Here is a 22,705-nt window from a genome sequence, read left to right as displayed (position 1 = left end):
CATTCCCTCCGCGCGGGCCCGGTCCCTGCTGGACACTCCGGTCGTGGCCCGGCCATTCAGACCAGGTACTCGGCGACCAGGGCGGCGAACTCGTCGGGGGTCGCGAGGCGAATGCCGAGTTCCTCGGCCTTGGCTTGTTTGGACCCGGCGTTGGTGCCGGCGACGACCAGCGTGGTCTTCTTGGAGACGCTGGAGGAGGAGCGGCCGCCGGCCCGTTCGATCAGCTCGTTCATCTCGTTCCGGCTGAGTTTCTCCAGCGGCCCCGCCATCGCGCCGGTGACCACGACCGTCATCCCGGCCAGCGGCCCGCCCGCCCCCTCGTCGCTGCTGTGGTCGCCGTCGGCATCGGTCGCGGCGGGCTGTGGCGGGGTGGCGCCGGGCTCGGTCATGTTCACCCCGGCCGCGGCGAGCTTGTCGATGAGCGGGGCGAGCTCGGCGAGTTCGGAGACGATGGCGGGCGCCTTCTCGGTGCCGATGCCCTCCACCTGCTGCATGGCCGCGGCGTCGGCGGCACGGATGTTGTCCATCGTGGCGAAGTGCCGGGCGATGCGCCGGGAGATGGACCGGCCCGTGCCGCGGACGCCCAGCGCGCACAGCACCCTGGACAGCGGCTGCTCCTTGGCCGTGGTGAGCGCGGCCAGCAGGTTGTCGGTGCTGGTCTCCCCCATCCGCTCCAGCTTCAGCAGCTGCTCGCGGGTAAGGACGAACAGGTCGGCGAGATCGGCGACCAGGCCGGCCTCGACGAGCTGGATCACACGGGTGGCGCCCAGGCCTTCGATGTCGAGTTGGTCGCGGCCCGCGGCGTGGGCAAGGGAGGCCACCAGGTGGCAGTTGCGGCCCTGCTCGCAGCGCCAGCGCTCTTCACTGGTGTCGATGCCGGACCCGCAGCGCGGGCACACCTCGGGGAAGGTGATCGGCTGTTCGTCACCGGTGCGCAGGTGGACGACCGGGGCTTCGATCCGGGGAATGACGTCACCGGCCCGGTGCACCATGACGTGGTCGCCCAGCCGGAGGTCGCGGCGGGTGATGTCGGCCGGGTTGTGCAGCGTTTTGTAGGGGGCGATGTTCTGTGGTGTGACATGGCATGACAGTCTCTCGAAACGCAGTGTGCAACACACTTGTTGGGGTGTGGCTCATGTTGCATGGCGTACATCAGTTGAGAGAGAGCACCAGGTTGAGAGCGTTTCCTGTGACCTTGCCTTCGGGGCAGAGGTACTGGACGGTGTTGGACCAGTTGTTCGTTCCAGTGGCGGCTGCGGATCGGTTCTTGCAGCATGTGCGGTTCGGTAGGGGCAAGGCCGAATCGACTACGGAGACCTACGCGTACGCGCTCGCGTTGTTCCTGCGCTGGTGTCTGCGCACGGACCGGGACTGGCGCACTGCGGCACCGGACTTGGGTCTGTTCATGACATGGCTGCGGCACGCGCCGAAGGGCATGTCGGGCATTGAGCAGTCGCCGTGCGCCAGGAGCGCAGGCGTCGGAAGCTGCACGACCAGCTGTATGAGACGGCGGTCGGTCTCTTCGTCGCCGAGGGGTACGAGGCGACCACCATGGAGCAGATCGCCGAGGCCGCCGATGTCGCCCGGGCCACCGTTTTCAACCACTTCGCGCAGAAGGTCGGCTTCCTCGAGGAATGGGGAATCCGCCGCTGTGCCCGCGTCGCTGAGATTCTCGGCGCGGAGCACGCCGAGGACCTGCCGGTCGGCGACCGGCTGCGCCGCTACCTGAAGGAGATGGGCGACCTCAACGTCGCCTCCCGTGCAGAGACCGCCGTCCTGCTGGACGCGTCAGCGCGGTATGGGCACCTCCTGCAGGACCCGTCCCTGGATATCGAACTCGCCAGGATCGTCGAGCAGGGGCGGCAACGAGGGGAGATCAGGTCCGGCGTCGACTGCGACCAGGCCGGCCAACTGCTGGCCGCCTGCTACTTCTCGACGATCCTGCGCTGGATCCGCGAGGAACCGGCCCCCTTCGACCTGCACGAGCGCCTCGCCGGGGCGCTCGACATCATCCTGCTGGGCCTTCTTGCCGACGAAACACATGCCGGGGAACCCTGACGGTTCTCCTCACCACCCGCCTTGAGGCAGAAGGCCGGTGGGGCCCGTCAATTAAGCAAGCTCGTGACTCCTGCGTGATCGTTCTGCGGAGAGAACAGAAATGATCACGCAGGACAGCAACACGAACTGTGACGTCCCGTCCGCAGACCGAGCCAGCGCACCGCTCAACTTCGAAGACCCCAATACGGACGCCGCCCCGCTTCAAGAGCCAGGCCGGCACCGGCATCGCGGAGCGGACCTCGGCCCGCTCCGCGTCCGTCATGTCACTCGGATAACGCCGTGCCCGCTGTCCCGGAGCGATCGAACCGAACCTGTGCACGTAACACCCAGGGGTGACCGCGGGGGACGCATACGCAGAGATACTGCTCAACTGATCAGGCAACGTGCTTCCTTGGTCGTGCTGGTGTCGTAACCGCGTCACTGCCAAGGGGCCCGTTCTCTCATGCCCGCGACCACACCCGAACCTCCGTCCAGATGATCACCCGCTGCCGCTCGAACAAGATCCGGTTTGCCACAACGCACTCAGCGAGGACCGTGCCCCTGGCTGTGCGGTGAACTGACCTCTCGGATCTCCCGCAGATGCCTTTCCATGGCCGCAGCAGCCATGTCGGCGTCGCGTGCCGAGATGGCTTCGTAGATCGTGTGGTGCCCGCTCACGGATACCCGACGGCCAAGCAGAGTCTGATGCGACAACTCCCTGGTCTTCTTGGTCCATTCGGTCGTCATGGTGCACAACGTGACGAGAAGAGGGTTCTGGGCAGCGTGCGCGAGCAGTGTGTGGAAGTCCACGTCCAACTTGAGCGACTCTTCTGGGGCGAGACTCTCGTGGGAGCGCAGCAGCACCTCTTCCAGGGAAAGAAGATTCGAGTCCGCCGCTCGCAGCGCCGCTAGCCGGGCGATGCGTGGCTCGACCAGTTCTCGCAGCTCTGTGGCGTTGGCGATTTCGACGTCCAGTTCGGACAGGTTCTCGTAGAGCTGCGCGGCTTCCTGGGAGATGTCCGCAACGACGCTTCCTCGGCCCTGGTGACGCTCGATCAGTTTCTTCGACTCCAGTTCGAACATCGCCTCGCGCAGTGAGGCGCGGGAGACGTTCAGGCCGGCCGCGAGCTCGCGCTCCGGCGGCAACCGGTCGCCGGCACGCAATTGGCCGCTGGTAATTAGCTTCTCCAGATGTGCCGCGACCTCAGCGCTCACACTACGGGAGCGCCGCAACAGGGGAGGGATGGACGCCGTCATTCCGAGCTCCACGTGTTGAGAGATCTGTGATCAACCACTTTTTGGCTCACTGGTCTGACCAATGTCTATCACTTGTCTCGCCGCACTGACAAGCCGGGCAGTCCCTCGGTCCGGAACGGCTTGCAGCTGCTGCTGAGGGGTGTCCCGGGCCGGTGAGTTGCCGGGACGTAAAAGGGATGTGACGTTCACCGGCCGGGCTGGCGGCTGCGCAGGCAACTCCCTAGCGTGGCCAATACATCGGACGGTCTGACCAATTTCTTGGGAAGGGTGTCCGATGCGCGAGTACATGCGGAAGGTGCACGAGTGAACGCAAGGGCATCACAGGGCTTCCCGGTTCTGCAGTCGGGAACCGGCATCGCGGCGGGCAGGGCCTACCTGCCCGCCGAACCGCCGCACGTGCTGTGGGGCCGTCTGCCCTGCCGTGACGACAAGCCGGTTGCCACGGTCTTCCCGGGCCAGAGCATCATTGCCGACACCGTCAGCCACGAAGGCATTCTGGAGGACCAGGGATCAGATCCCGTCGCCTTCTTCGGGCGCCACGGGATCGAGCCCGGCCAGGTCCTGTCCGACACTGTCGAGATCGCCGCCAGGCGGAGACGGGATACTCGAACAGACGGTCCTCACGTCGTCACCGGGCCTGTCGCCGTCGTCGGCGCCCGGCCCGGTGACCTGCTGGCCGTCCATGTCGACGCATTGGAGATGCGTGCCCCGTACGGGGTGGTCTCCACTCGGCACGGGCGAGGGGTACTCGCGGGGAATCCGCTGGTGGACGCCGGATACAGCACGTTCTGCAGGGTGATCGAGAGGGGCGACGGCTGGGCGGGGGCGCTCCCCACGCGCAGGGGTGGAACCGATCAGGCCACCTTCGCGCTGCGCCCTTTCCTCGGGATCATGGGCGTGGCCACGGACACCTCCGACAGGGCTCATTCGGTGCCGCCCGGGATGCACGGCGGCAATATGGACATCAAACTCCTCACCTCCGGATCCACCCTGTTCCTGCCGGTCCAGGTGCCCGAGGCGTTGCTGTACATCGGGGATCCGCACTACGCGCAGGGCGACGGCGAGGTTGCACTGACCGCCCTGGAGGCGCCGCTGCGCGCTCACCTCACGGTCGACGTCATCCCGCGTGCTGAGGTGACCGAGCACCTGGGCCAAGTGCGTGGTCCGTTCGCCGCTGCCGACGGATTCCTCATCCCTACGGGCATGGACCTCGATCTCAACGTGGCCCTGCGCCGGTGCGTGACCAACGCGGTGAACCTGCTGGTCGCGTGCTTCGGCATGGAACCCCGGCAGGCGTACCTCTATTTGAGTGCCGCGGGCGATTTCCACATATCCCAGGCCGTGGACCTGGTCGCCGGCGTGCACGGCACGATGAACCTTGCCGATTTCGCGACCGTGAGCCCCACGGCTCTCGGCCGGCGAGTTCTGGAGAGCGTCCGGTGACCCGGTCCGTGATTCCCTCCAGCGCCGGACAGGGCCGGCAGGCGGCCGGTGCCAGTGTGCACAGTGACCACCCCCTCCCCGCCGACTTGATCGATGCCTTCTGGGCGTATGACCGTGCCCTGTTGTCGAACGACACCGTGGCCCTCGACGCCAGTTTCGCTTCCGGCGGCACGCCCCTGCGCGCCGACGCATTCGGCGTTCTGGTCGGGCACGAGGCGATCAGCGCTTTCCGCTCCGCCCGGACCACCATCCCCAATCGACGCGTCACCCGTGTCCACGTCCGGCTCCCCGCCGCCGGACTCGCGATCATCATGGCGGAGGTAGCAGGTCCCCGAGGTGCGCGAGGGCTGCAGACCCAGGTCTGGCAGCGCATCGACGGGTGCTGGCGGGTGACCGCCGCCCACGTGAGTGCTCCCGCCGAACCACTGGACAGCAGCGTATGGCGGGCAGTCGGTGCACCTCTGGTCCCCGCGACAGGCGACGGAGGCCTGGCGGGACAGACCGTCGCCGTCAAGGACGTGTACGCCGTCGCCGGATTCGCCACTGGCGCAGGAGTGCGGGATTACCTGGCGGAGGGGCAGGCGCAGCCCGCACACGCGGGCGTCGTGGCCACGTTGCTCGACGCGGGAGCCGACATCATCGGTATAGCCCACACCGACGAGTTCGCCTACAGCATCACCGGGCGCAATGGCCGCTACGGTATGCCGGTCAACCCGGCCGCCCCCGGAAGAGTGCCCGGTGGGTCCACCAGCGGCCCGGCCGTCGCTGTCGCGCGGGGGGACGCGACGGTGGGGCTGGGCACGGACACCGCCGGTTCCATCCGGGTCCCCGGCTCCTATCAGGGGCTTTGGGGAATGCGCACCACACATGGCGCCGTAGACCCCACTGGCATGGTGCCGCTCGCCCCCTCGTTCGACGCCGTCGGCTGGCTGACACGCGACGTGGACACACTGCTGAAGGTCGCCGAAGTCCTGCTGCCCTGGAGCGCCGGCGACGCGGTACCAGCCGATGAACTCGTGACCTTGCCCATGCTCGACGAAGTGGCCGACCCGGGCATCACGGCCGGTGCCCACGCCGCCGCACACTCCCTCGGTGCGGTTCCCCTCGTCCTCGATGCGGACCTCGAGGCCTGGTACCGAGCCTTCCGTACCGTGCAGGCATACGAAGCATGGTGCGTCCACGGCGCGTGGATCAGCAGCCACCCCGACGCTCTGTCCGCGGAGGTGGCGGCCCGCTTCGCCGCAGCTGCCCAGGTCACGCAGCAGCAGGCAGCGGCGGCCCGACGCGACGTGGGGCAAGCCGGGGCAGCCCTCCGTTCCGCGCTCGGCGACCGCTTCCTGCTCCTCCCCGCAACGGCATCGACGCCACCGGTGGCCGGCACCGGTCTCGCCGACTTGGAGAGCGCCCGCGACAGAACGCTCCGGCTGACCTGCCTCGCCTCACTGGCGGGCCTTCCCGCGCTGACCTTTCCCGCGCTCCGCGTCGACGGGATCCCGGCCGGGCTGAGTCTGGTGGGTTGGCAGCACTCGGACGTCCGCCTGATCCACTTCGCCCGCAAGGCCGCGGCCGTCCTGGAAGGCCGCTCTCTGCGCCCCCGAGAGGATCATCGATGATCGTCAACGACCCGGCGACGGTGGCCGAGACCCGGGCCGCGTTCGAGCGGTGCGAGAAGGCCCTGGTCAGCCATGATGTCGCGGTCCGGGACGAGCTGTTCCGGGATCACGGGAGCACGGTGCGGTTCAGGGCCGCGGAGGAGCTCTTCGGGTTCACCGTGACCAGGCCCTTCGGCGCCCTGCGCGCTCCGAAGGGCCTGCCCCGCGAGCTCGGCCATACCGAGATCGTCACCTTTGGAGACTCCTTAGCCGTGGTCGGCACCACTCGCACCTGAACGACCACGCCCGGCATCCGCCGCCAGCCGCAGGTCCTGGGCCCAGCCCCCCGAGGGCTGACGCATCGTCAGCCCCCACGAGCCTCCCGCATCCCCGTGCTGAACCCCTTCACCCCAGGGAACATCCATGATGACTTTCTTCTCTTCGTCCCGGCAGAGAACGATGATGACTTCCTCCTCGCGCGCCCTCTGCGCCGCCGCGGTCCTCGCCCTGCTCGCCGGCTGCGGCTCCTCGAAGTCCACCAGCTCGGCAAGCCCGGATCCCAAGGTCAAGGTGGGCGTCCTCATTCCCGGCTCGATCAGCGACGAGGGCTACATGCAGTCGGCCTACGAGGGTGTGGTGCGGATCAAGCAGCAGCTCGCCGGTCAGGTCGAGATCTCCTACATCGAGAAGGTCCAGCCCGCGAACTATCAGCAGGCGCTGGTCCGCTTTGCCTCCACCGACCAACTCGTCATCTCGATCGGCGGGCAGACCGACGCCGACGTGCGCAAGGTAGCGCCGAAGTTCCCCAAGGTGAAGTTCGTCGAAGTGGGCGGGCCGACCACCACGCTGCCCAACCTCGCGATGTACGACCCGAAGCAGGGCGAGATCGCCTTCCTCGGTGGCGCATACGCGGCGCTGTCCTCCAAGACCGGCAAGGTCGGATTCGTCGCCGGAGTGGAGATCCCGCCGATCGTCGCCACCGCCAAGCAGTTCGCCGCCGGAGCCAAGTACGCCCGGCCGGACGTCACCGTGCTCCCGCCCCAGTACACCGGCGACTTCGACGACGTCGCCAAGGCCAAACAGGCAGTACAAGCCGATGTCTCAGCGGGCGGCGACGTCTTCTACCAGATCCTCAACAACGGCCTGCAGGGCATGCTGCAGGGCGCCAAGGAGACCGGCACCCACGTGCTCGGCGGCCCGCTGGTCCAGCCGTGCGGCGCCAGTCCGGTCTTCATCGGGCACACCAAGTCCGACATCGGCGCGGCCACCGAGTACGCCGTAAAGCAGTACCTCGCCGGGACCTGGAAGGCCGAGGCCAAGTCGTTCGGGCTGAACTCGGGCACCGGCGCGAGCGACATCAAGCTGTGCGGCGCCGCGCCCGGCGTCTCGGCGAAGATCGCCCAGATCAAGGCCGACCTCACCGCCGGCAAGATCACCACCGGCTGATGAGCCCCGCAGCCCTTGAGATCACCAGCATCGGCAAGACCTTTGGCGGCGTCACCGCGCTCGACGCGGTGACGCTCCGGGTGCAGGCCGGGACCGTGCACTGCGTCCTTGGCGAGAACGGCGCCGGCAAGACCACACTGTGTGACCTGGTGTACGGCAACTACCGGCCCGACACCGGCTCCATGACCTTGTACGGAGAGCCGTACGCGCCGGCCCGGCCGGCCGAGGCCCTCGCCGCCGGAGTCGCCATGGTGCACCAGCACTTCAGTCTGGTGCCGACCATGACGGTCGCGGAGAACCTCATGCTGGGCGACGGCCTGCGGCTGCGGCTCCCACGCCGCCGGCTGGAGGCCCGCCTCGCCGCGATCGCCGAGTCGTACGATCTGCGGGTAGAGCCGGATACCGTCGTCGCCGACCTCCCGGTGGGGATCCGCCAGCAGGTCGAGATCATCAAATGCCTGGTCCGCGATCCTCGGCTGCTGCTGCTCGACGAACCGACCGGCGTCCTCGCCCCGGCCGAGATCGACGCGCTGCTCACCACCTGCCGCCGGATCGCCGCCGCGGGCAAGGCGGTCGTCCTGGTCACCCACAAACTCGGCGAGGTCGCCGCGGCGGGCGACGCCGCCACAGTCCTGCGCAACGGCCGTGTGGCGGGCGGCGGCCCGCTGTCCAAATTGCCCACGAGAGAGCTGGTTTCGTTGATGGTCGCCCGTTCCCCCGCCACCCTGGACCCCCTCCTGGCCGCCAGCCTCGGCCTGGCCCCCGCCGATCTAGAGACCACGGTCCCGTCGATACGCCTGTCACCTCAAGATAGGCGAAAGAAGGCGGCGCTGCGGCTCAGCGGGGTGACGGTCGTTCGGGGTGACGGGACCACCGCACTCGACGGGGTGTCGCTGACTGTCGCGCCCGGCGAGATCGTCGGGATCGCCGGGGTGGAGGGGAACGGGCAGAGCGAGTTGGCGGCCGTCCTCGGCGGGGCGCTGCCCGTCGCGGCGGGCACCATCGAGGTGGGCGGAGCCGACCTCACGCAGGCGCCGCCGCGACGGCGTACCGAGGCCGGGCTGGGGGTGATCCCGGAGGACCGGCTGCTGGACGGGTGCCTGCCCGGCATGACGGTCGCCGACAACCTCTGTCTGGGGCGGCTGAGCGAGTTCCGTCGGTTCGGCCTCCTGAACCGGCGGGCCATGGACCGCGCGGCCACTGCGGTGCTGACCGACTACGCGGTCCGGGCCGCCGGTCCCCGGGCTCCCCTGCGCAGCCTCTCCGGCGGCAACCAGCAGCGGGTCGTGCTGGCCCGGGAGCTGGCCCTGGATCCGCTGGTCTGCCTGCTCGCCGCGCAGCCCACCAGGGGCCTGGACATCGGCGCGGTCGACGCGATCGTCGGCCGGCTCCGCGCGGCGGCCGCCCACGGGGCGGGGATCCTGGTCATCTCCAGCGAGTTGTCCGAACTGCTCGCCCTCAGCGCCCGGGTGTACGTCTGCTACCGGGGCCGACTGCTCGGCCCGGTCGACTCCGACTCACCCACCGCCCGGGACGATCTCGGTCGGCTCATGTCGGGAACCGACTCATGACCGCTGAATCGACCGCCACGGTGCCACGCCGCCGACTCCCATCACCATCGATGCCGGACCTGATGCGCCACCCGCTGACCGTCGCCGCGCTGGCCTCGGTGCTGGCGGCCCTGGTCGGGGCCGGCTGCGTGCTCGCTGCCGGGGTGAGCCCAGGGGCGGCCGGGTCGGCGCTCTGGGACGGCATGTTCGGCACCGACTACGCGATCGGGATCTCGCTGAACCAGGCGGCGCTGCTCATCCTCGTCGGCGGCGGGTTCGTGGTCGCCGAACGGACGGGGCTCATCAACATCGGCGGCGAGGGCCAGATCTGCATCGGGGCACTGGCCGCGACGGCGGTCGGCGTCAACGCGGGCGGGCTGCCCGCGGCGGTCGCGGTGCCGCTCGTCCTGGTCGCGGGCTTCGCCGGTGGCGCGGTATGGGCCTTCCCCGCCGCCTGGCTGAAGGTACGCAGAGGTACCAGCGAGGTGATCACCACCCTGTTGCTGAACTTCGTCGGGCTCGGGCTGGTCTCCCTCGCCGTCCACGAGAACGCGCTGCTGCGGCAACCGGTCACCTCGGCCGAGACGCTGCCGCAGTCCGAACCGCTGGCGGCTGGTGCGCACCTGCCGCTGCTCGGCTTGGTGACCTCGCCCGCCACCATCGCGATCGTGCTGGCCCTCGTCGCCGCGATCGGTCTCGGCATACTGCTGCGCGGCACGGCTACCGGGCTGAAGCTGACGGCCGTCGGGCTGTCGGCGCCGGCGGCGGCCCGGCTCGGGCTGCCGGTCACCCGGCTGGAGATGGCGAGCCTGGCCTGCGCGGGCGGGTTCGCCGGGCTGGCCGGGGCGGCGCTGGTGGCGACCGCGCCGTTCGTGCTCTCCGACGGGTTCTCCTCCGGATACGGGTTCCAGGGGCTGGTCGTGGGCCTGCTCGGCCGCGGCTCGATGCTGGGGGTCGTCGCGGCCGCGCTGCTGTTCGGCTTTCTCAACTCGGGTGGCATCAACCTGCAACTCGTCGCGCAGGTCCCGGCGGCCACCGTGCAGATCGTGCAGAGCCTCCTGGTCATTTCGATCGCCGGGGCGATGCTCTGGACCCGGGAGGCGAACTCATGAGCGCGGTCGTCGATCTGCTGGCGGGTGGGGTCACCATGGCCGTCCCGGTGTTGGTGGCGGCGAGCGGCGAACTGGTGAGTGAACGCACCGGAATCCTCAACCTCAGTCTTGAGGGCATGGTGCTGACCAGTGCTTTTGCCGCGGTGTACGGGTCGGGCCAAACGGACAGCCCGGTGCTGGGCACGCTGTGCGGGGTACTCGCTGGGCTGGTGTTCGCCGGCGGGCAGGCCGTGCTCAGCGTCACGGTGCGCGCGAACCAGATGATCGTCGGCATCGCGGCCAACACGCTTGCCCTGGGCATCACCTCGTACGGCTCGCGGGTGCTGCTCGGCGACGCCCAGGGCAGGACGGTGCCCGGCTTCCAACCGCTGAAGGTTCCCCTGCTGCACGACATCCCGGTACTGAGGCAGTCCGGGCTCGCCTATGTCGCACTGGCACTGGTGGTGGTGCTCGGAGTGCTGGGCAGCCGCCGGACCGGGCTCGGGCTGGCGCTGGACGCGGTCGGCGCGGACGCCGCCGTCGCCGACCAGGCCGGGCTGCCGGTCCGCGCGGTCCGGTACGGGGCCGTCCTGACCACCGGGCTGATGGCCGGGCTGGCCGGAGCGCAGCTCGCGCTGTCGGAGGTCCATGCCTTCACCGACAACATGACCAGCGGGCTGGGCTACCTGGCCATCGTCGCGGTCATCGCGGGCCGCTGGCGGATGGTGCCGATGATGCTGGCCTGTCTCTTCTTCGGAGTCGCGCAGGCGCTGCAGTTCACCGCGCCCGCCATGGGGGTGAACCTGCCGGTCGCGATCCTGGTGGTGTCGCCGTACCTCATCGCGCTGCTGGCGGTGAGCGGGCTGGCCGGCCGCAGTCGCGCGCCGGCCGCGCTGGCTGTTCCGTTCGTCCGGAAGGGGTGAGAGCCGTGCTGTCGGCGACCGAAGTGGCCCGGGCGGTCCGGGCAAAGGAGATCTCTCCGGTGGAAGTGGTCGAGGCGGCACTCGCCCAGGCCGCACTGTGGGAGGAATCCATCCACGCCTTCTGCACGCTGGACGCGGACGGTGCCCTCCGTACCGCAAGGGCCCAGGCCGAGGCGCTGGCCCGCGGCATCGACCCGGGACCGCTCGCCGGGGTGCCGGTCGGGGTCAAGGACCTGATCGCGACCCGCGGGCTGCGCACCACATTCGGCTCATGGTCGTATCGGGACCACGTACCGGACGCCGACGACGTGTCGGTGGCGCGGCTGCGCGCCGCCGGGGCAGTTGTGCTCGGCAAGACCAACGCCTCGGAGTTCGGCTACGCCGCGACCGGCGACAATGAACTGTTCGCGAGTACGCGCAACCCGTGGAACCCGGCGCTCAGCCCGGGCGGCTCCAGCGCCGGATCCGCGGCGGCGGTCGCGGCCGGGATCGTGCCGCTGGCGCTGGGCAGCGACGGGGGCGGATCGATCCGGATCCCGGCCGCGCTGTGCGGGATCACCGGGTTCAAGCCGTCGATGGGCCGGATCCCGGCCTACCCGGGGTGCAAGGACGAGCGGCTGCCCGGAGTGTCGAGCTGGGACGCGCTGGAGCACATCGGCCCGATGGCGCGCACGGTGGATGATGTGGCGCTGGCCTACCGGGTACTGACCGGGCCGGACCCGCGGGACCGGTTCAGCCTGCCCCTCTCGCCTCCTGTGACGCCGGGTTCGCTACGGGGCAAGCGGGTTGCACTGTCGATGGGCTGGGGATACACGCCGATCGACCCGTCCGTCGCGGAGGTGGTCGAGACGGCCGTCCAGGTCTTCACAGACGAGCTCGGCTGCGAACTGGTCGTCGCCGACCCCGGGTTCGACGACCCGTTCACCGCGTTCGGCGCGCTGATCGCGAGTGAGACAGATCTGCGCGGGATGCGGGAGCTTGCCGCGGCCGGGCGGACCAGTCCGTACGTACGGGCGGTGCTGGACCGGACGTGGACCGCGGAGGACTTCACCGACGCCCGGCGGTCCCGTCAGCAGGTGTGCCGGGTGATGGCCTCCTTCATGGCCGACTACGACCTGCTGCTCACCCCGACATCCCCGGTGCCCGCGTTCCCGCCCGGCGACATCGGCCCGACCGTGATCGACGGCCGGCCGGTCCACCCGGCGTACTGGCTGTCCACCACCCTGCCGCTCAACCTCACCGGTCAGCCCGCCATCTCAGTCCCGGCCGGCTTGACCGCCGAGGGCCTGCCGGTAGGACTGCAGATCGCCGGCCGTCACCTTGCTGACCAGGGCGTCCTGGCCGCCGCCGGCGCCTACGAGTCCGTACGCCCCTTCGTGATCGGGCCGCCCGGGGCATCACATCCTCGGCCTGCCGCCGAGTGAAGAGGGCCACAGCCGATGCGGAGTGCGTATCGCAGCACGGCCCAAGACCGATGACGGATCTTGCAACTCTGTTCCGCCAGGACGATACGAGGGCCCGAGCTCACACGCGGACCCTTTGCCGTGCCGCCGGGCATCCGGCCGGACGGCGCGAATGTTGGGCGGGACATGAAGCTGAGCAAGACCGGGTCGCGAGTAGAGCAGCACGCGGAGGCTGTGGCCGACGCTGTGTGCGAGCTGGTCGACGCGGTATCTCCGAGCACATGGAGCATGGGCGCGGTCGAGGATGCGGCGGGCGCCATCGACATGCTCGCTGAGGCCGTGCGGCTCGCCGCGCCGGGCGATCTTCGGGACGATGCCGCGCTCGCGCAGACGACGGCGGTAGACGTCGTGGTCGTAGCCACGGTCGGCATACAAGGTGCGGGGCTTGCGCCGGGGCCGGCCCCGCTTGCCCCGCACCGGCGGCACGCCGTCGACCAGCGGCAGGAGCTGCGTGACGTCGTTGCGGTGTCCGCCGGTCAGTGACACCCGCAGCGAGATGCCGTGCGCGTCGGTCAGCACGTGATGTTTCGAGCCCGGCCGCGCACGGTCAACCGGACTCGGACCGACTTTTGGGCTGCTACGCCCCCGCTTGGCCTGCACATGGGAGGCATCAACGGTCACGCGGGAGAAGCAGCAGCACCAACTCCGGTACCAGGTAGGGGATCCCGTCCGCCGTTCGCTCAATGATCGCGTCGTACGGCAGCCGCAGCCGCTCGTCCCGCCGGAAGATCCACGTCCTGCCCTCGTGCGGCTCGCGGAAGACGTCAAACAGGAACCGACCGCTCGCCGGATCCCGCAGCCAGGTCTGGTGCGTGGCCGCCAGCTCCTCAGCTCCCGCCCCCGACCAGACCCGCCCCGAACCCACCGCGTCAAATGTGAACTCGGGGAAGTGGTGCCGAATCTTCGGGAACCCCGCCGCGGGTACCGAGATCTCCAGATCGCCGTGTGGCCGCGACTGTTCCCCGCGGAACAGATCCAGCGCCCACCCCGCCGCGATGCACCAGGGCGGTCCGACCCCATCCAACCGCTCCGCGACTTGTTCCGGACGCCAGGCGTCCGCCCAACGGGCCTCCAGTTCGTCCACATCGAGCACAGCGCCGCCGGACGGCAGGGATTCGGTCATCGGCACAACTTACTGCCGCAACCCGAGCCGGGTACGGCTATTTGTAGGCACCGGAGCCAGGCCACTACCCAAGACGGATACGACTTGATCGCGTTGGTCGCTCTGGAAGAGGCGCGCCCATCGCTCTGTGAGCAGAGCTCACTTGCACGACAGCTGTGGCACTCGATAACCTCAGCCCATAAGGCATCTGAGCTGCATCTTTTGAGAGTTGACGAGCCCCGTAGAGCCGAGTCTCCCCTACAGAAGCAGCGTGGCGTACGTGATGGTCGATCCATCGATCTGGACCGGCTCCAGGACGCCGCGCGGGGCGATGATGCCGGTGCGGCCCACGTTCCACTCCACCTCCAGCAGCCGGGTGACCTTCTCGACCGCGGGCAGTTTGTAGGCGATCGCCCACCGTGGCGCCCGCGACCCGGATCCGGCCGTCTGCTGGTCGGCGGCCAGATCAGCCTTGATGACGATGCCGTCGATACCGAACGGCAATTCCGCGCGCAAGCCGGCGATCTCCTTCACCCGGGCCAGGACCTGTTCGCCGGTCTCGGCGGTGACACCGGGCACCGCGGTCGCCGCGGTGGTCTTCACCCCCAAGGCGGCCGCCTGCCGCATCAGTTCGCTGTGCGCGGCCTCGCCCAGCCGGGCGGCCAGGGCCGCCTCGGTGTCGGCGAGCGGCAGCAGGCCGTAGCCGAAGAATGTCATCGGCACCGTGTAGGCGCGCTCCTTCGCCCGCAGCGTGCCCGCCGCCGCGTTGCGCGGGTTGGCGAACGGCTGCCCGCCGTGCGCGGTGCGCACGGTGTTGGCGTGTTCGAACTGGTCAGTGGTCATGAGGACTTCACCTCTGACCTCCACGCTGACCGGTTCGGACAGCGCTTCCGGCAGGCCCTCGATGGTGCCGATGGCGTGGGAGACGTCCTCCCCGGCCGTCCCGTCGCCCCGGGTGATCAGCTGTATGAGACGGCCGCGGGTGTAGCGGGCGGCGACCGCGAGCCCGTCCAGCTTCGGCTCCACGCTCCACTGGGACACGTCGCGTCCGATCCGCCGGGTCAATGACCGCGTCCACGCGGTGAACTCCTCGGCGGAGAACACGTTGTCCAGGCTCAGCATCGCCACCGTGTGCGGGATGTCCCCCTCGACGGCGCCGCCGGCGACCTTTCCCGTCGGCGAGTCGGGCAGCACCTGGTCGGGGTGTTCCGCCTCCCAGGCCTCGATCCCCCGTACCAGCCGGTCGTAGGTGTCGTCGTCCAGGGGCGACGTGCCGCCCGCGTAGTAGGCGGCCGCGGCCTTCACCGCGTCCTCGACCGCCTGGGCGTAGGCGGCGGCATCCACGATCTGCGCAACTGGTGTCGTCATGCCCGTCATCCTGCCTGCCACCACTGACAACGGGCCCTGGGTGGCGGACCCCGACGACTCACCGTTCCGTCTTGGCGGCGGCGTGAACGCGTGCGGCTTCGCGTACCGCGGCGAGGTTCTTCTTGCCCTGCCGTGACCCGGCCAGCTTGGCCCTGATGTGGTCCCGGACCGTGATCGGTTCGTAGGCCGCCCCTGAGGCGTCGCGGTGACTGTCCAACGTCTCGATGACGGCGTCGGGGTTGCCGTCGTGGAAGAAGGCGGCTGAGCGGCGGCGCTTGATCGTGCCGTCGACGATGGGGGGTTTGACCCGGTGCAGGGTCGACATCCATCGGTCGTTGGTGAGCCGGGCCGTGAGGTCGCCGAGGTTGACCAGCAGCGCGCCGTCGGCCGGTACGACATCGTGCCAGCGTTCGTCCCGGCCGAGGACCTGAAGGCCTCTGACCTGGTCGGCCCAGAGGACGGTGACGATCCCGAAGTCGGTGTGCTCCCCCATCCCGGTGAGGTCGCCGTCGAGGGTGACCGTTCCTTCCGGCAGGGCGTAGTTGTTCATCCGCAGCACGTCGATGGAGTGGTCGGTGAGCCGCGCGAAGAACTCGGGATCCACGCCGAGGGCGTCGGCGAAGATCCGGGTAAGGGTGCGGGCGACCCGGGCGGCCTGGTCGAAGTAGGCCTGGACGTTCTCGCTGAACTCGCCGATCTCGGGCCACAGGTTGATCCCGTAGTCCTCCTCGGACAGGTCCCGCGAAGCGAAGGAACGTGCCTCCACGCCGACGTTGAAGGCCTCGAAGAAGTCGTTCATGCGGCCGGCCGACTCGACGCCGAGGCTCAGGCTCAGGGATTCGCTCTTGGGTGGGCTGTAGCCGCGGTTGGCGCCGGTGACGCGGTAGGTCCGCTTCGTTTCCAGAGGCAGGGCGAAGAAGGCGTCCATCGCCGAGGCCATGCCGGCGATCGCCGAGTCCGGGATGGCGTGGCCCAGGATCTGGATGAAGCCCACACCCGAGCAGGCGTCGTCGATCTCCTGCGCGACCCTGAGGCGCTCCGTCTCCGGCCCTCCCTGAACGTAGGGGGAAATGTCGACCACCGGTACGGTGAAGTGGTCAGGCACCTGTGGGGACATCTGGTTCCCTGCCTTTCTCAGTGTGGGTCCGAACTGGTCGTTCGTAAGATCGGTGAAGTCGATCACGCCCGAGTCGCCCGAGCCTCCTGCGCCACAGTGATCCCCGCCCGAAGCGCGGCGACCGGATCGGGTGCCTCATCGAGCTCGATGAGCACGATGGCGGCGCCGGGAGTGCGTGACATTTCGTCGGCCCACCCTTTGAAGTCCACGATGCCCTTGCCCAGTTCTGTCATGTAGGGCTGTTGTTGAGCGAAGACCGTCTCATCGATGGTGAGTTCGACGTCGATCGGCTTGACCGCGTCCTTCCAGTGCGCCAGTGCGATGCGCTGGGAGTGGCGGCGCGCGACGGCGACGGGGTCGCCTCCCCCGAGCGCGATGTGACACGAGTCGGGGCACAGCCAAACGTAGCGAGGGTCGGTCAGGACCATGAACAGGTCGATGTCCCTCTCGTACCAGAGCGTGCTGTTGGACTCGGTGTGGAAGGCCAGCCGCACACCGTGCTGTGCGACGGCCTCCCCCACCGCGTGTGCGATGTCGGCCATCCGCGTCATGTAGGCGGCGTCGACGAAGAAGGGCGGACGCGTACCGAACGTCGCGCGCATGGGCAGTCCGGCGACGAGAACCTCCGCCCCCACCTCGGTGAGGAAGGCCGCACGTCGCTCGGCGTCGGCAACGATCGCGGGCAGGTTCGTGCCGTGCCGCCAGTCGGGGCATTCGCTGGAAGCGATGAAGGCGCTCACGACGGACAGCCCCCGGGCCGCAAGGTCGCGGCGGAACGACGGGGCGTCGCCGAAGGCCCGAAGGACCGAGTCGATGTCGCCGGGCGCGAAGGTCAGCTCGATGCCGGTGACACCGGCCTCGGTCAGCGCGTCCAGCACCCGTTCCCAGAACCGCTCGGGGTTCTCGACGGCCCAGTCACGGAAGTCGCCGGCGGACTCGAGTCCCCAGAATTCCGGGTGGTAGAAGGTCACGATGTCGGTTGCGAAGCGGGGTGCGGCGGTGTGAGCCTCCGGGCGGTTCGGTCCTGTCATTCAGCACCTGCGCGGGCGTTGTAGACGACGATGCCGTCGGCGTCGACGGCTTTCCGGTAGGCGCGGAACACGGCGAGCGCCTCGTCGCGGAGCACGTCCCGGGTGACCTCGATGCCGCGCGCCTCGAACTGCTCGGCCCAGTCCGCGCCGAGCGGGCCCTCGTCGAACGTGGTGATCTCCTCGAGTTCCGGGCCCTCGCCGGCGACCACGAGGCCGCGCACACCGGACCACATCGCCGCGCCGTAGCACTGGACGCACGGACGCCAGTTCACGACCAGTTCGTGGGCCGGCATTCCGTCGCCGCCGAGGTCCCAGGTGCCGACCGCCGTCTGGGCCAGTCCGAGGGCGACGACCTCGGCGTGCGCGCTGGAGACGCCGGAGGCGAGTACGACGTTCACTCCGGCCGAGAGGATCCGCCCGGTGTCCCGCTCGGCGACGAGCGCCGCGAACGGGCCGCCGTTGCCCTCGCGCCAGTTGCGGTCGGCGAGTCGGTGTACGAGGCGCATCCGGTCGTCGCGGCCGGGTATGACGGCGGGCACGTCGGCGAGTTCGTCGTCGATCCACGCGGGCAGCGCCACGCGGTATTGCTTCGGGATGTCCACCATGGCGGGGATTCCTCTCAGTGAGCGGCGAGTGGGTGCGCGGCGAGCGCGCGGGATCGTTCGGCGACGGCACGGGCGGCGCGTACGGCGGTCACGGCACCGGTCAGGGTGACGTTGGCCGCCATCGCGGTGGGGATGACGCCGTTGCCGGCGAGGTACAGGTTGTCGTAGCCCCACACCCGGCCGTCCGGGTCGCACACGCTGGTGCCGTCGTCGGTGGCGCCTGCCCGGACGGTGCCGGTCTGGTGCAGGGACGAGCCGGGCGGCAGCACGGCACGTTCGGTGGCGGGATCGAATGTGCCGAACGTCTCGGCGAGTGACCTGACTTCCTCGAGTGCCCGCCGGATCGACTTGCGGTCGGCGGCCGAGTAGCCGAACTCGACGCTGATGCGCGGCATCCCGGCGAGGTCGGTCTCCGTCGGCGAGAACACGAGCCGGTTCTCCGGGCGCGTCTCGACCGGGACGTACAGCGACAGGCCCACCGAGTGCGCCAGGGGCCGGCCGTCGTCGTCCACGTACGTTCGGTTCATGATCTGGCCGTGGAACGGCTGTGCCGCTCCGTTCCGGGGCAGCCAGAGCGAGTCCGTGCTGAACTCGCCGGGGCGCGGCAGCGGCAGGGCGTCCCGGTCGATGCCGAACCGGTCGAGGTCGAGCAGTACCCGGGCGGTGATGAACGCGTGCTCGTTGAGGTACCGGCCCAGCGCCTCGGGCCGGATGCCTGAAGCGAACAGCAACTGTGGGGTGCGCAGCGCGTCGGCGCAGACCACCACGGTGTCCGCGAGGAGGTCCGACTCGGCTCCGTCGGCTATGCGGCGCAGGCGGACGCCGCCGACCCGGTCGTCGTCGCGGACGATGAGCGACGTCGCGAGCGTGCCGGTCACCAGGGTGAAGGCCGGATCGCCGCCGGTCGCGATGGCGGGGAAGATCATTCCCGGGGCGGTGCGCGGCATGGGACCCGACGCCGTCGGGGTGACCGCCATGGGCATCGGCTGGGGGCGCCGGTCGTCCGGTCCGACACCGTCGAAGCGGCGGCGCAGGACGTCGAGGACCGTCCGGCCGACCTCGGTGGGGCCGATCGCGGCGGGCGTGACCGCGAGCAGCCGGCGGGCGGTGTCCAGGTCCGCCGCCCAGCGGTCCGGGTCGCCGAAGTCGAACACCTCGTCCCCGGCGGGCCACGGTGTCGCGGCGGTCCAGTGCACACCCATGCCGCCCGCGTTCCACGAGAGTGCCGTAGCGGGCATCGCCTCGGCGTCCTGGCCGAAGGCGAGCGCGTGGAACATGCCGGGCTTCAGATCGACGAGGCTTCCGGGGATGTCACGCACCACCTCGGCGCCCGTGTACATGCCCTGGATGCCGGTGGCGACCTGTTCGTTGTAGCGGGACCAAAGGACCGGGTCGTCGAGGTCGTGCAGATGCAGGCCGGGGGTCTCGCCTATCGCGGAGCCGCCGTCGACCATGGTGAGGTTCAGCGCGGGGTCGGCCTCGCGCAGCAGTCGGGCCACGACGGAGCCCATGATGCCGCTGCCCACGATGAGTACGTCGGTGCGGGGGGTGTCGGTCACAAGGAGACTCCATGTCTGATGCCACAGGGCGGATGTGTGCGGGGGTCACGCGCCGGTGACCAGCGGGCCGAACAGTTCGGTGTCCATACGGTCGAGGGCCAGCTTGACGGCGCCGACGAGTGCGGCGTCGCGGCCGAGACCGGTGGCACGCAACTCGACCGCGGGTGTGCGGGCGTCGCGCAGCGCCTCGCGGACCCGGGGCAGCAGCACGTCGGCGGCGTCTTCCAGGCCGCCGCCGAGCACGATGAGCGAGGGTGCGACGGTCCACGACAACGTGGTGAGGATCGACGCGATGTTCTCCACGAATTCGTCGACCTCCGCGAGCGCGATCGCATCGCCGGCCCGGGCCGCGTCGAAGCGGTCGAGCGCGACGCTCCGCCTGGCCGGTTCCGGTGACGTCAGCCAGGCCACCGGGCGGTTCTCGATCGAGCCGGTAGGGATCGACCGTGCCTCGACGATCTCACCGGCGGCACCGTCCAGACCGCGGTGCACGGCTCCGCGGATGAGGATGCCGAGGCCCGTCCGGTTCCCGAGGATCGCCCATACGATGTTGTCGTGATCACCGGCGACGCCCCGCCAACGCTCCGCCAGCGCGCCGAGGTTGGCGTCGTTGTCCGCGAACCACGGCATCCGGATCCGGCGCGCGAGCTGTTCGGGCAGGTGCACGCCCTCCCAACGCGTCGTGTGCACCAGGCGCCGTACGACTCCCTCATCGTCGATCGCGCCTCCGTTCGCGACCGCCCCGGCGCGCAGCCGGTCCGTCGAGCCGCGCGCGTCGTCGAGCGCGTCGAGGACCAGTGCCGCCGCGTCGTCGAGGGTGACCTGCGGATCCTGGTAGGCGCGCAGCAGCCGGTGCGCCCGGCCGAGGATACGGCCGCGCACATCGGCGACGACCGCGGACACGTCCGAGGTGGTGATGCACACGGCTCCCAACAGCGCGTTCTCCGCCCGTAGTTCATAGCGGCGAGCGGGGCGTCCGACGCAGCCGCTGGTCGGCGCGCGATCCAGCTCGGTCACCCAGCCCGCCGCCACGAGCGAGTCCAGGATGAGTTCGATGGTGCGGCGGGAGAGGCCGACGTGCTCGGCGAGCGCGGTCAGCGTCGTCGGCCCGGCCGACACCGCCAGTGCACGGAGGATGACCGAGGTGTTGACGCGTCGGACGGCGCTCTGATTCATCCCGTTCATCCGGGGCATCAGCACACCTCCGCCCTCTTTGTGGCCGTGGCGAAAGGCGGCACCTTCCGCGGGGCGGGGCCGTGCCGGGACGCGTCGGGTGATTCCGTCCGGTCGTCCGACGGGGTCACCGCATTCCCGTTCCGGCGATGCCCTGCACGAAGTGACGCTGCAGGAAAAGGAAGAGCACCAGTACCGGCAGCATCACCACGATCGCTCCCGCGAGCATCAGTCCGTAGTCGGTGACGTGGGCCGCCGCCTGACTGGTGGCGGCAAGGCCCACCGGAAGCGTGTAACCGGATGTGCTCTGGGCCACGATGAGCGGCCAGATGAAGTAGTTCCACGAGTTCAGGAAGGACATGATCGTGATCGTCGCGACGGCGGGGCCGGCCAGCGGCAGGAAGATCCGGAAGAAGATCCGGAACTCGCCCGCGCCGTCGATCCGGGCCGCCTCCAGCAGTTCGTCGGGGATCGACAGCGCGTACTGCCGCATGATGAAGACCGACAGCGGCATCGCCACGCTGGGCAGGGCGATGCCGGCGAGGGTGTCCGCCAGACCCAGGTCGACGGTGATCACGAACTGTGGGACGAACACCGCGGTGAAGGGCACCATCAGCGCCGCCATGACCGCGCCGAACGCGATCCGCCTGCCCGCGAAGTCGAGCTTCGCGATCGCGTAACCGGCGGCCGAGGCCGCCACGATGTTTCCGGCCACCACGATCGCGGCAACCACGATGCTGTTGACCAGGAACCGGCCGAAGCCCGCGGTGGCGAACAGCCGGGTGAAGTTGTCGAGGGTGACGTCGTCCGGCAGCCAGGCACCGGGGTCGGAGCGGATCTCGTCGAGGCTGCGCAGAGATCCGCTGAGCACCCAGAGGAACGGCAGCAGTGTGAGCAGGGCGCACAGCACCAGGGCGCCGTACAGCAGGGGCCGGGCGACGGACCGGTGGCGCACGGCGATCCGGTCGGTGGTGGTCGTGTCGGCGCTCTTCGGCTCGGCGTTTTCCAGCGTCGCTACGGCGGTCATGTGCGGGGCCTCAGCAGCCGGAACTGGACGACGCTCACCAGGGTCACGAGCACGAGTGTCACGAAGGACGCGGCCGAGGAGACCCCGAACTCGCCGGATCCGAACTGGTGGTACGTGTACAGCGCCACCGATTCGGTGGAGCCCAGCGGGCCGCCGTCCGTGAGCAGGTACGGTTCGTCGAACACCTGGAGGTAGAAGACGGTCAGCAGCACCGTCACCATGAGGGTGGTGGGCAGCAGCAGCGGCAGGGTGATGTGCCTCAGTTGCCGCCATCGGCCGGCCCCGTCGATGGCGGCGGCCTCGTACACATCCCGTGGAACCGCCTGCAGACCGGCGAGGAACAGCACCATCGCGGTGCCGAAGTTGCGCCAGACCCCGAGCAGGATGACCACGGGCATGGCCAGGTCGGGGTCGTCCAGCCAGTTCGGTCCGGCGAAGCCGACGGCGCCGAGCACCTCGTTGACGGTGCCGTTGGCATTGAAGGCGTACTGCCAGATCAACGCGACCGCGACGACGTTCGTGACGACCGGAGCGAAGAAGACCGTTCGGAACACGCCGCGCAGCCGCCGGATGCCGGAGTTCACCGCGAGAGCCAGCGTGAACCCGACCCCCATGGTCAGCGGCACCCCGACGGCCACGAACAGTGCGGTGTTGAGGAGGTCCCGCAGGAAGCTCTCGTCCCGGAACAGTCGGAGGTAGTTGTCGAGCCCGATGAAGTCGACGGCGAGCGGATGACGCAGATCCGTGCCCCGCAGGTCGGTCAGGCTGAACCCGAGCGCGGCGACGGTGGGGATCGCCGTGTACAGCAGGAACGCGAGGGTGAACGGTGCGAGGAACAGCCATGCGACAGCCGTTCGACGGGCGCCCCGGGAGCGCCGAGCCTTGCGCGGGGATCCCGCGATCATGGTGGTCATCCAGGAG

The 22,705-nt window shown here is 69.6% G+C and carries 17 protein-coding genes and 4 pseudogenes; 9 read left to right on the top strand and 12 right to left on the bottom strand.

Annotation, left to right across the window (positions count from 1 at the left end):
• Positions 1-56 precede the first annotated feature (56 nt).
• Positions 57-1,055: pseudogene (locus EF387_RS15515) on the bottom strand (BRCT domain-containing protein); the annotation flags it as partial.
• Between the two features lie 403 nt (positions 1,056-1,458).
• Between EF387_RS15515 and EF387_RS15510 the strand changes: the two are divergent.
• Positions 1,459-2,058, top strand: a complete 600-nt coding sequence (locus EF387_RS15510; RefSeq protein ID WP_128377135.1) for a TetR/AcrR family transcriptional regulator — start codon at positions 1,459-1,461, stop codon at positions 2,056-2,058.
• Positions 2,059-2,580: 522 nt separating this feature from the next.
• On the opposite strand, the gene EF387_RS15500 is transcribed toward EF387_RS15510, so the two are convergent.
• Positions 2,581-3,294 carry a FadR/GntR family transcriptional regulator gene (locus EF387_RS15500; protein ID WP_128377134.1) on the bottom strand — a complete coding sequence of 238 codons (714 nt, stop codon included), beginning with the start codon at positions 3,292-3,294 and terminating at the stop codon, positions 2,581-2,583.
• Positions 3,295-3,597: 303 nt separating this feature from the next.
• Here EF387_RS15500 and EF387_RS15495 point away from each other — a divergent pair, with 303 nt between their 5' ends.
• The 8 genes from EF387_RS15495 (at position 3,598) to EF387_RS15460 (ending at position 12,763) form a co-directional block, all read left to right on the top strand.
• Positions 3,598-4,737: an acetamidase/formamidase family protein gene (locus tag EF387_RS15495; protein ID WP_128377133.1), complete on the top strand. Its 1,140-nt coding sequence runs from the start codon at positions 3,598-3,600 to the stop codon at positions 4,735-4,737.
• Positions 4,734-6,350 carry an AtzH-like domain-containing protein gene (locus EF387_RS15490; RefSeq protein ID WP_238431533.1) on the top strand — a complete coding sequence of 539 codons (1,617 nt, stop codon included), beginning with the start codon at positions 4,734-4,736 and terminating at the stop codon, positions 6,348-6,350. Before EF387_RS15495 ends, EF387_RS15490 begins: the two co-directional genes overlap by 4 nt.
• Positions 6,347-6,625 carry an AtzH-like domain-containing protein gene (locus EF387_RS15485; RefSeq protein ID WP_202918270.1) on the top strand — a complete coding sequence of 93 codons (279 nt, stop codon included), beginning with the start codon at positions 6,347-6,349 and terminating at the stop codon, positions 6,623-6,625. Before EF387_RS15490 ends, EF387_RS15485 begins: the two co-directional genes overlap by 4 nt.
• A 166-nt stretch (positions 6,626-6,791) precedes the next feature.
• Positions 6,792-7,775, top strand: a complete 984-nt coding sequence (locus EF387_RS15480; RefSeq protein ID WP_128377132.1) for a BMP family protein — start codon at positions 6,792-6,794, stop codon at positions 7,773-7,775.
• Positions 7,775-9,346, top strand: a complete 1,572-nt coding sequence (locus tag EF387_RS15475) for an ABC transporter ATP-binding protein (RefSeq protein ID WP_128377131.1) — start codon at positions 7,775-7,777, stop codon at positions 9,344-9,346. Before EF387_RS15480 ends, EF387_RS15475 begins: the two co-directional genes overlap by 1 nt.
• Positions 9,343-10,437, top strand: coding sequence for an ABC transporter permease (locus EF387_RS15470; protein ID WP_128377130.1), 1,095 nt, complete (start codon positions 9,343-9,345; stop codon positions 10,435-10,437). The genes EF387_RS15475 and EF387_RS15470 overlap by 4 nt, the downstream gene beginning before the upstream one ends.
• The gene (locus tag EF387_RS15465; protein WP_128377129.1) at positions 10,434-11,339 is read left to right on the top strand and encodes an ABC transporter permease; all 906 of its coding nucleotides are present in this window, start codon (positions 10,434-10,436) and stop codon (positions 11,337-11,339) included. The genes EF387_RS15470 and EF387_RS15465 overlap by 4 nt, the downstream gene beginning before the upstream one ends.
• Positions 11,340-11,398: 59 nt before the next feature.
• Positions 11,399-12,763, top strand: coding sequence for an amidase (locus EF387_RS15460; RefSeq protein WP_238431532.1), 1,365 nt, complete (start codon positions 11,399-11,401; stop codon positions 12,761-12,763).
• A gap of 315 nt (positions 12,764-13,078) precedes the next feature.
• On the opposite strand, the pseudogene EF387_RS15455 reads toward EF387_RS15460, so the two are convergent.
• From EF387_RS15455 to EF387_RS15410, 10 genes and pseudogenes are all read right to left on the bottom strand, one after another.
• Positions 13,079-13,429: pseudogene (locus tag EF387_RS15455) on the bottom strand (transposase); the annotation flags it as partial.
• A gap of 4 nt (positions 13,430-13,433) precedes the next feature.
• Positions 13,434-13,925: pseudogene (locus EF387_RS15450) on the bottom strand (nucleotidyltransferase domain-containing protein); the annotation flags it as partial.
• A gap of 246 nt (positions 13,926-14,171) precedes the next feature.
• Positions 14,172-15,272: pseudogene (locus EF387_RS15445) on the bottom strand (NAD-dependent DNA ligase); the annotation flags it as partial.
• A gap of 58 nt (positions 15,273-15,330) precedes the next feature.
• Positions 15,331-16,389 (bottom strand): isopenicillin N synthase family dioxygenase, encoded by a 1,059-nt coding sequence (locus tag EF387_RS15440; RefSeq protein ID WP_128377128.1) that lies wholly within the window; start codon positions 16,387-16,389, stop codon positions 15,331-15,333.
• Between the two features lie 62 nt (positions 16,390-16,451).
• Positions 16,452-17,420 carry a sugar phosphate isomerase/epimerase family protein gene (locus EF387_RS15435; protein ID WP_128377127.1) on the bottom strand — a complete coding sequence of 323 codons (969 nt, stop codon included), beginning with the start codon at positions 17,418-17,420 and terminating at the stop codon, positions 16,452-16,454.
• Positions 17,417-18,025, bottom strand: coding sequence for a nucleoside deaminase (locus tag EF387_RS15430; protein ID WP_128377126.1), 609 nt, complete (start codon positions 18,023-18,025; stop codon positions 17,417-17,419). Before EF387_RS15430 ends, EF387_RS15435 begins: the two co-directional genes overlap by 4 nt.
• Positions 18,026-18,039: 14 nt before the next feature.
• Entirely contained in the window at positions 18,040-19,584 is a 1,545-nt protein-coding gene (locus EF387_RS15425; protein WP_128377125.1) for a GMC oxidoreductase, read from the bottom strand.
• A 45-nt stretch (positions 19,585-19,629) separates the two neighbouring features.
• A complete protein-coding gene (locus EF387_RS15420; RefSeq protein ID WP_420802578.1) occupies positions 19,630-20,769 on the bottom strand; it encodes an ROK family transcriptional regulator in 1,140 nt (379 codons plus the stop codon).
• A gap of 115 nt (positions 20,770-20,884) precedes the next feature.
• On the bottom strand, positions 20,885-21,784 hold the full coding sequence (locus EF387_RS15415; protein ID WP_128377123.1) for a carbohydrate ABC transporter permease: 900 nt from the start codon (positions 21,782-21,784) through the stop codon (positions 20,885-20,887).
• Positions 21,781-22,698: a carbohydrate ABC transporter permease gene (locus EF387_RS15410; protein WP_128377122.1), complete on the bottom strand. Its 918-nt coding sequence runs from the start codon at positions 22,696-22,698 to the stop codon at positions 21,781-21,783. Before EF387_RS15410 ends, EF387_RS15415 begins: the two co-directional genes overlap by 4 nt.
• Between the last annotated feature and the right edge of the window lie 7 nt (positions 22,699-22,705).

It is taken from the genome of Streptomyces cavernae (assembly GCF_004023625.1).
In the GTDB taxonomy this organism is placed as follows: domain Bacteria; phylum Actinomycetota; class Actinomycetes; order Streptomycetales; family Streptomycetaceae; genus Streptomyces; species Streptomyces cavernae.
Note: the sequence above shows the minus strand (reverse complement) of the source record. Positions and strands in the feature narration are given on the sequence as shown.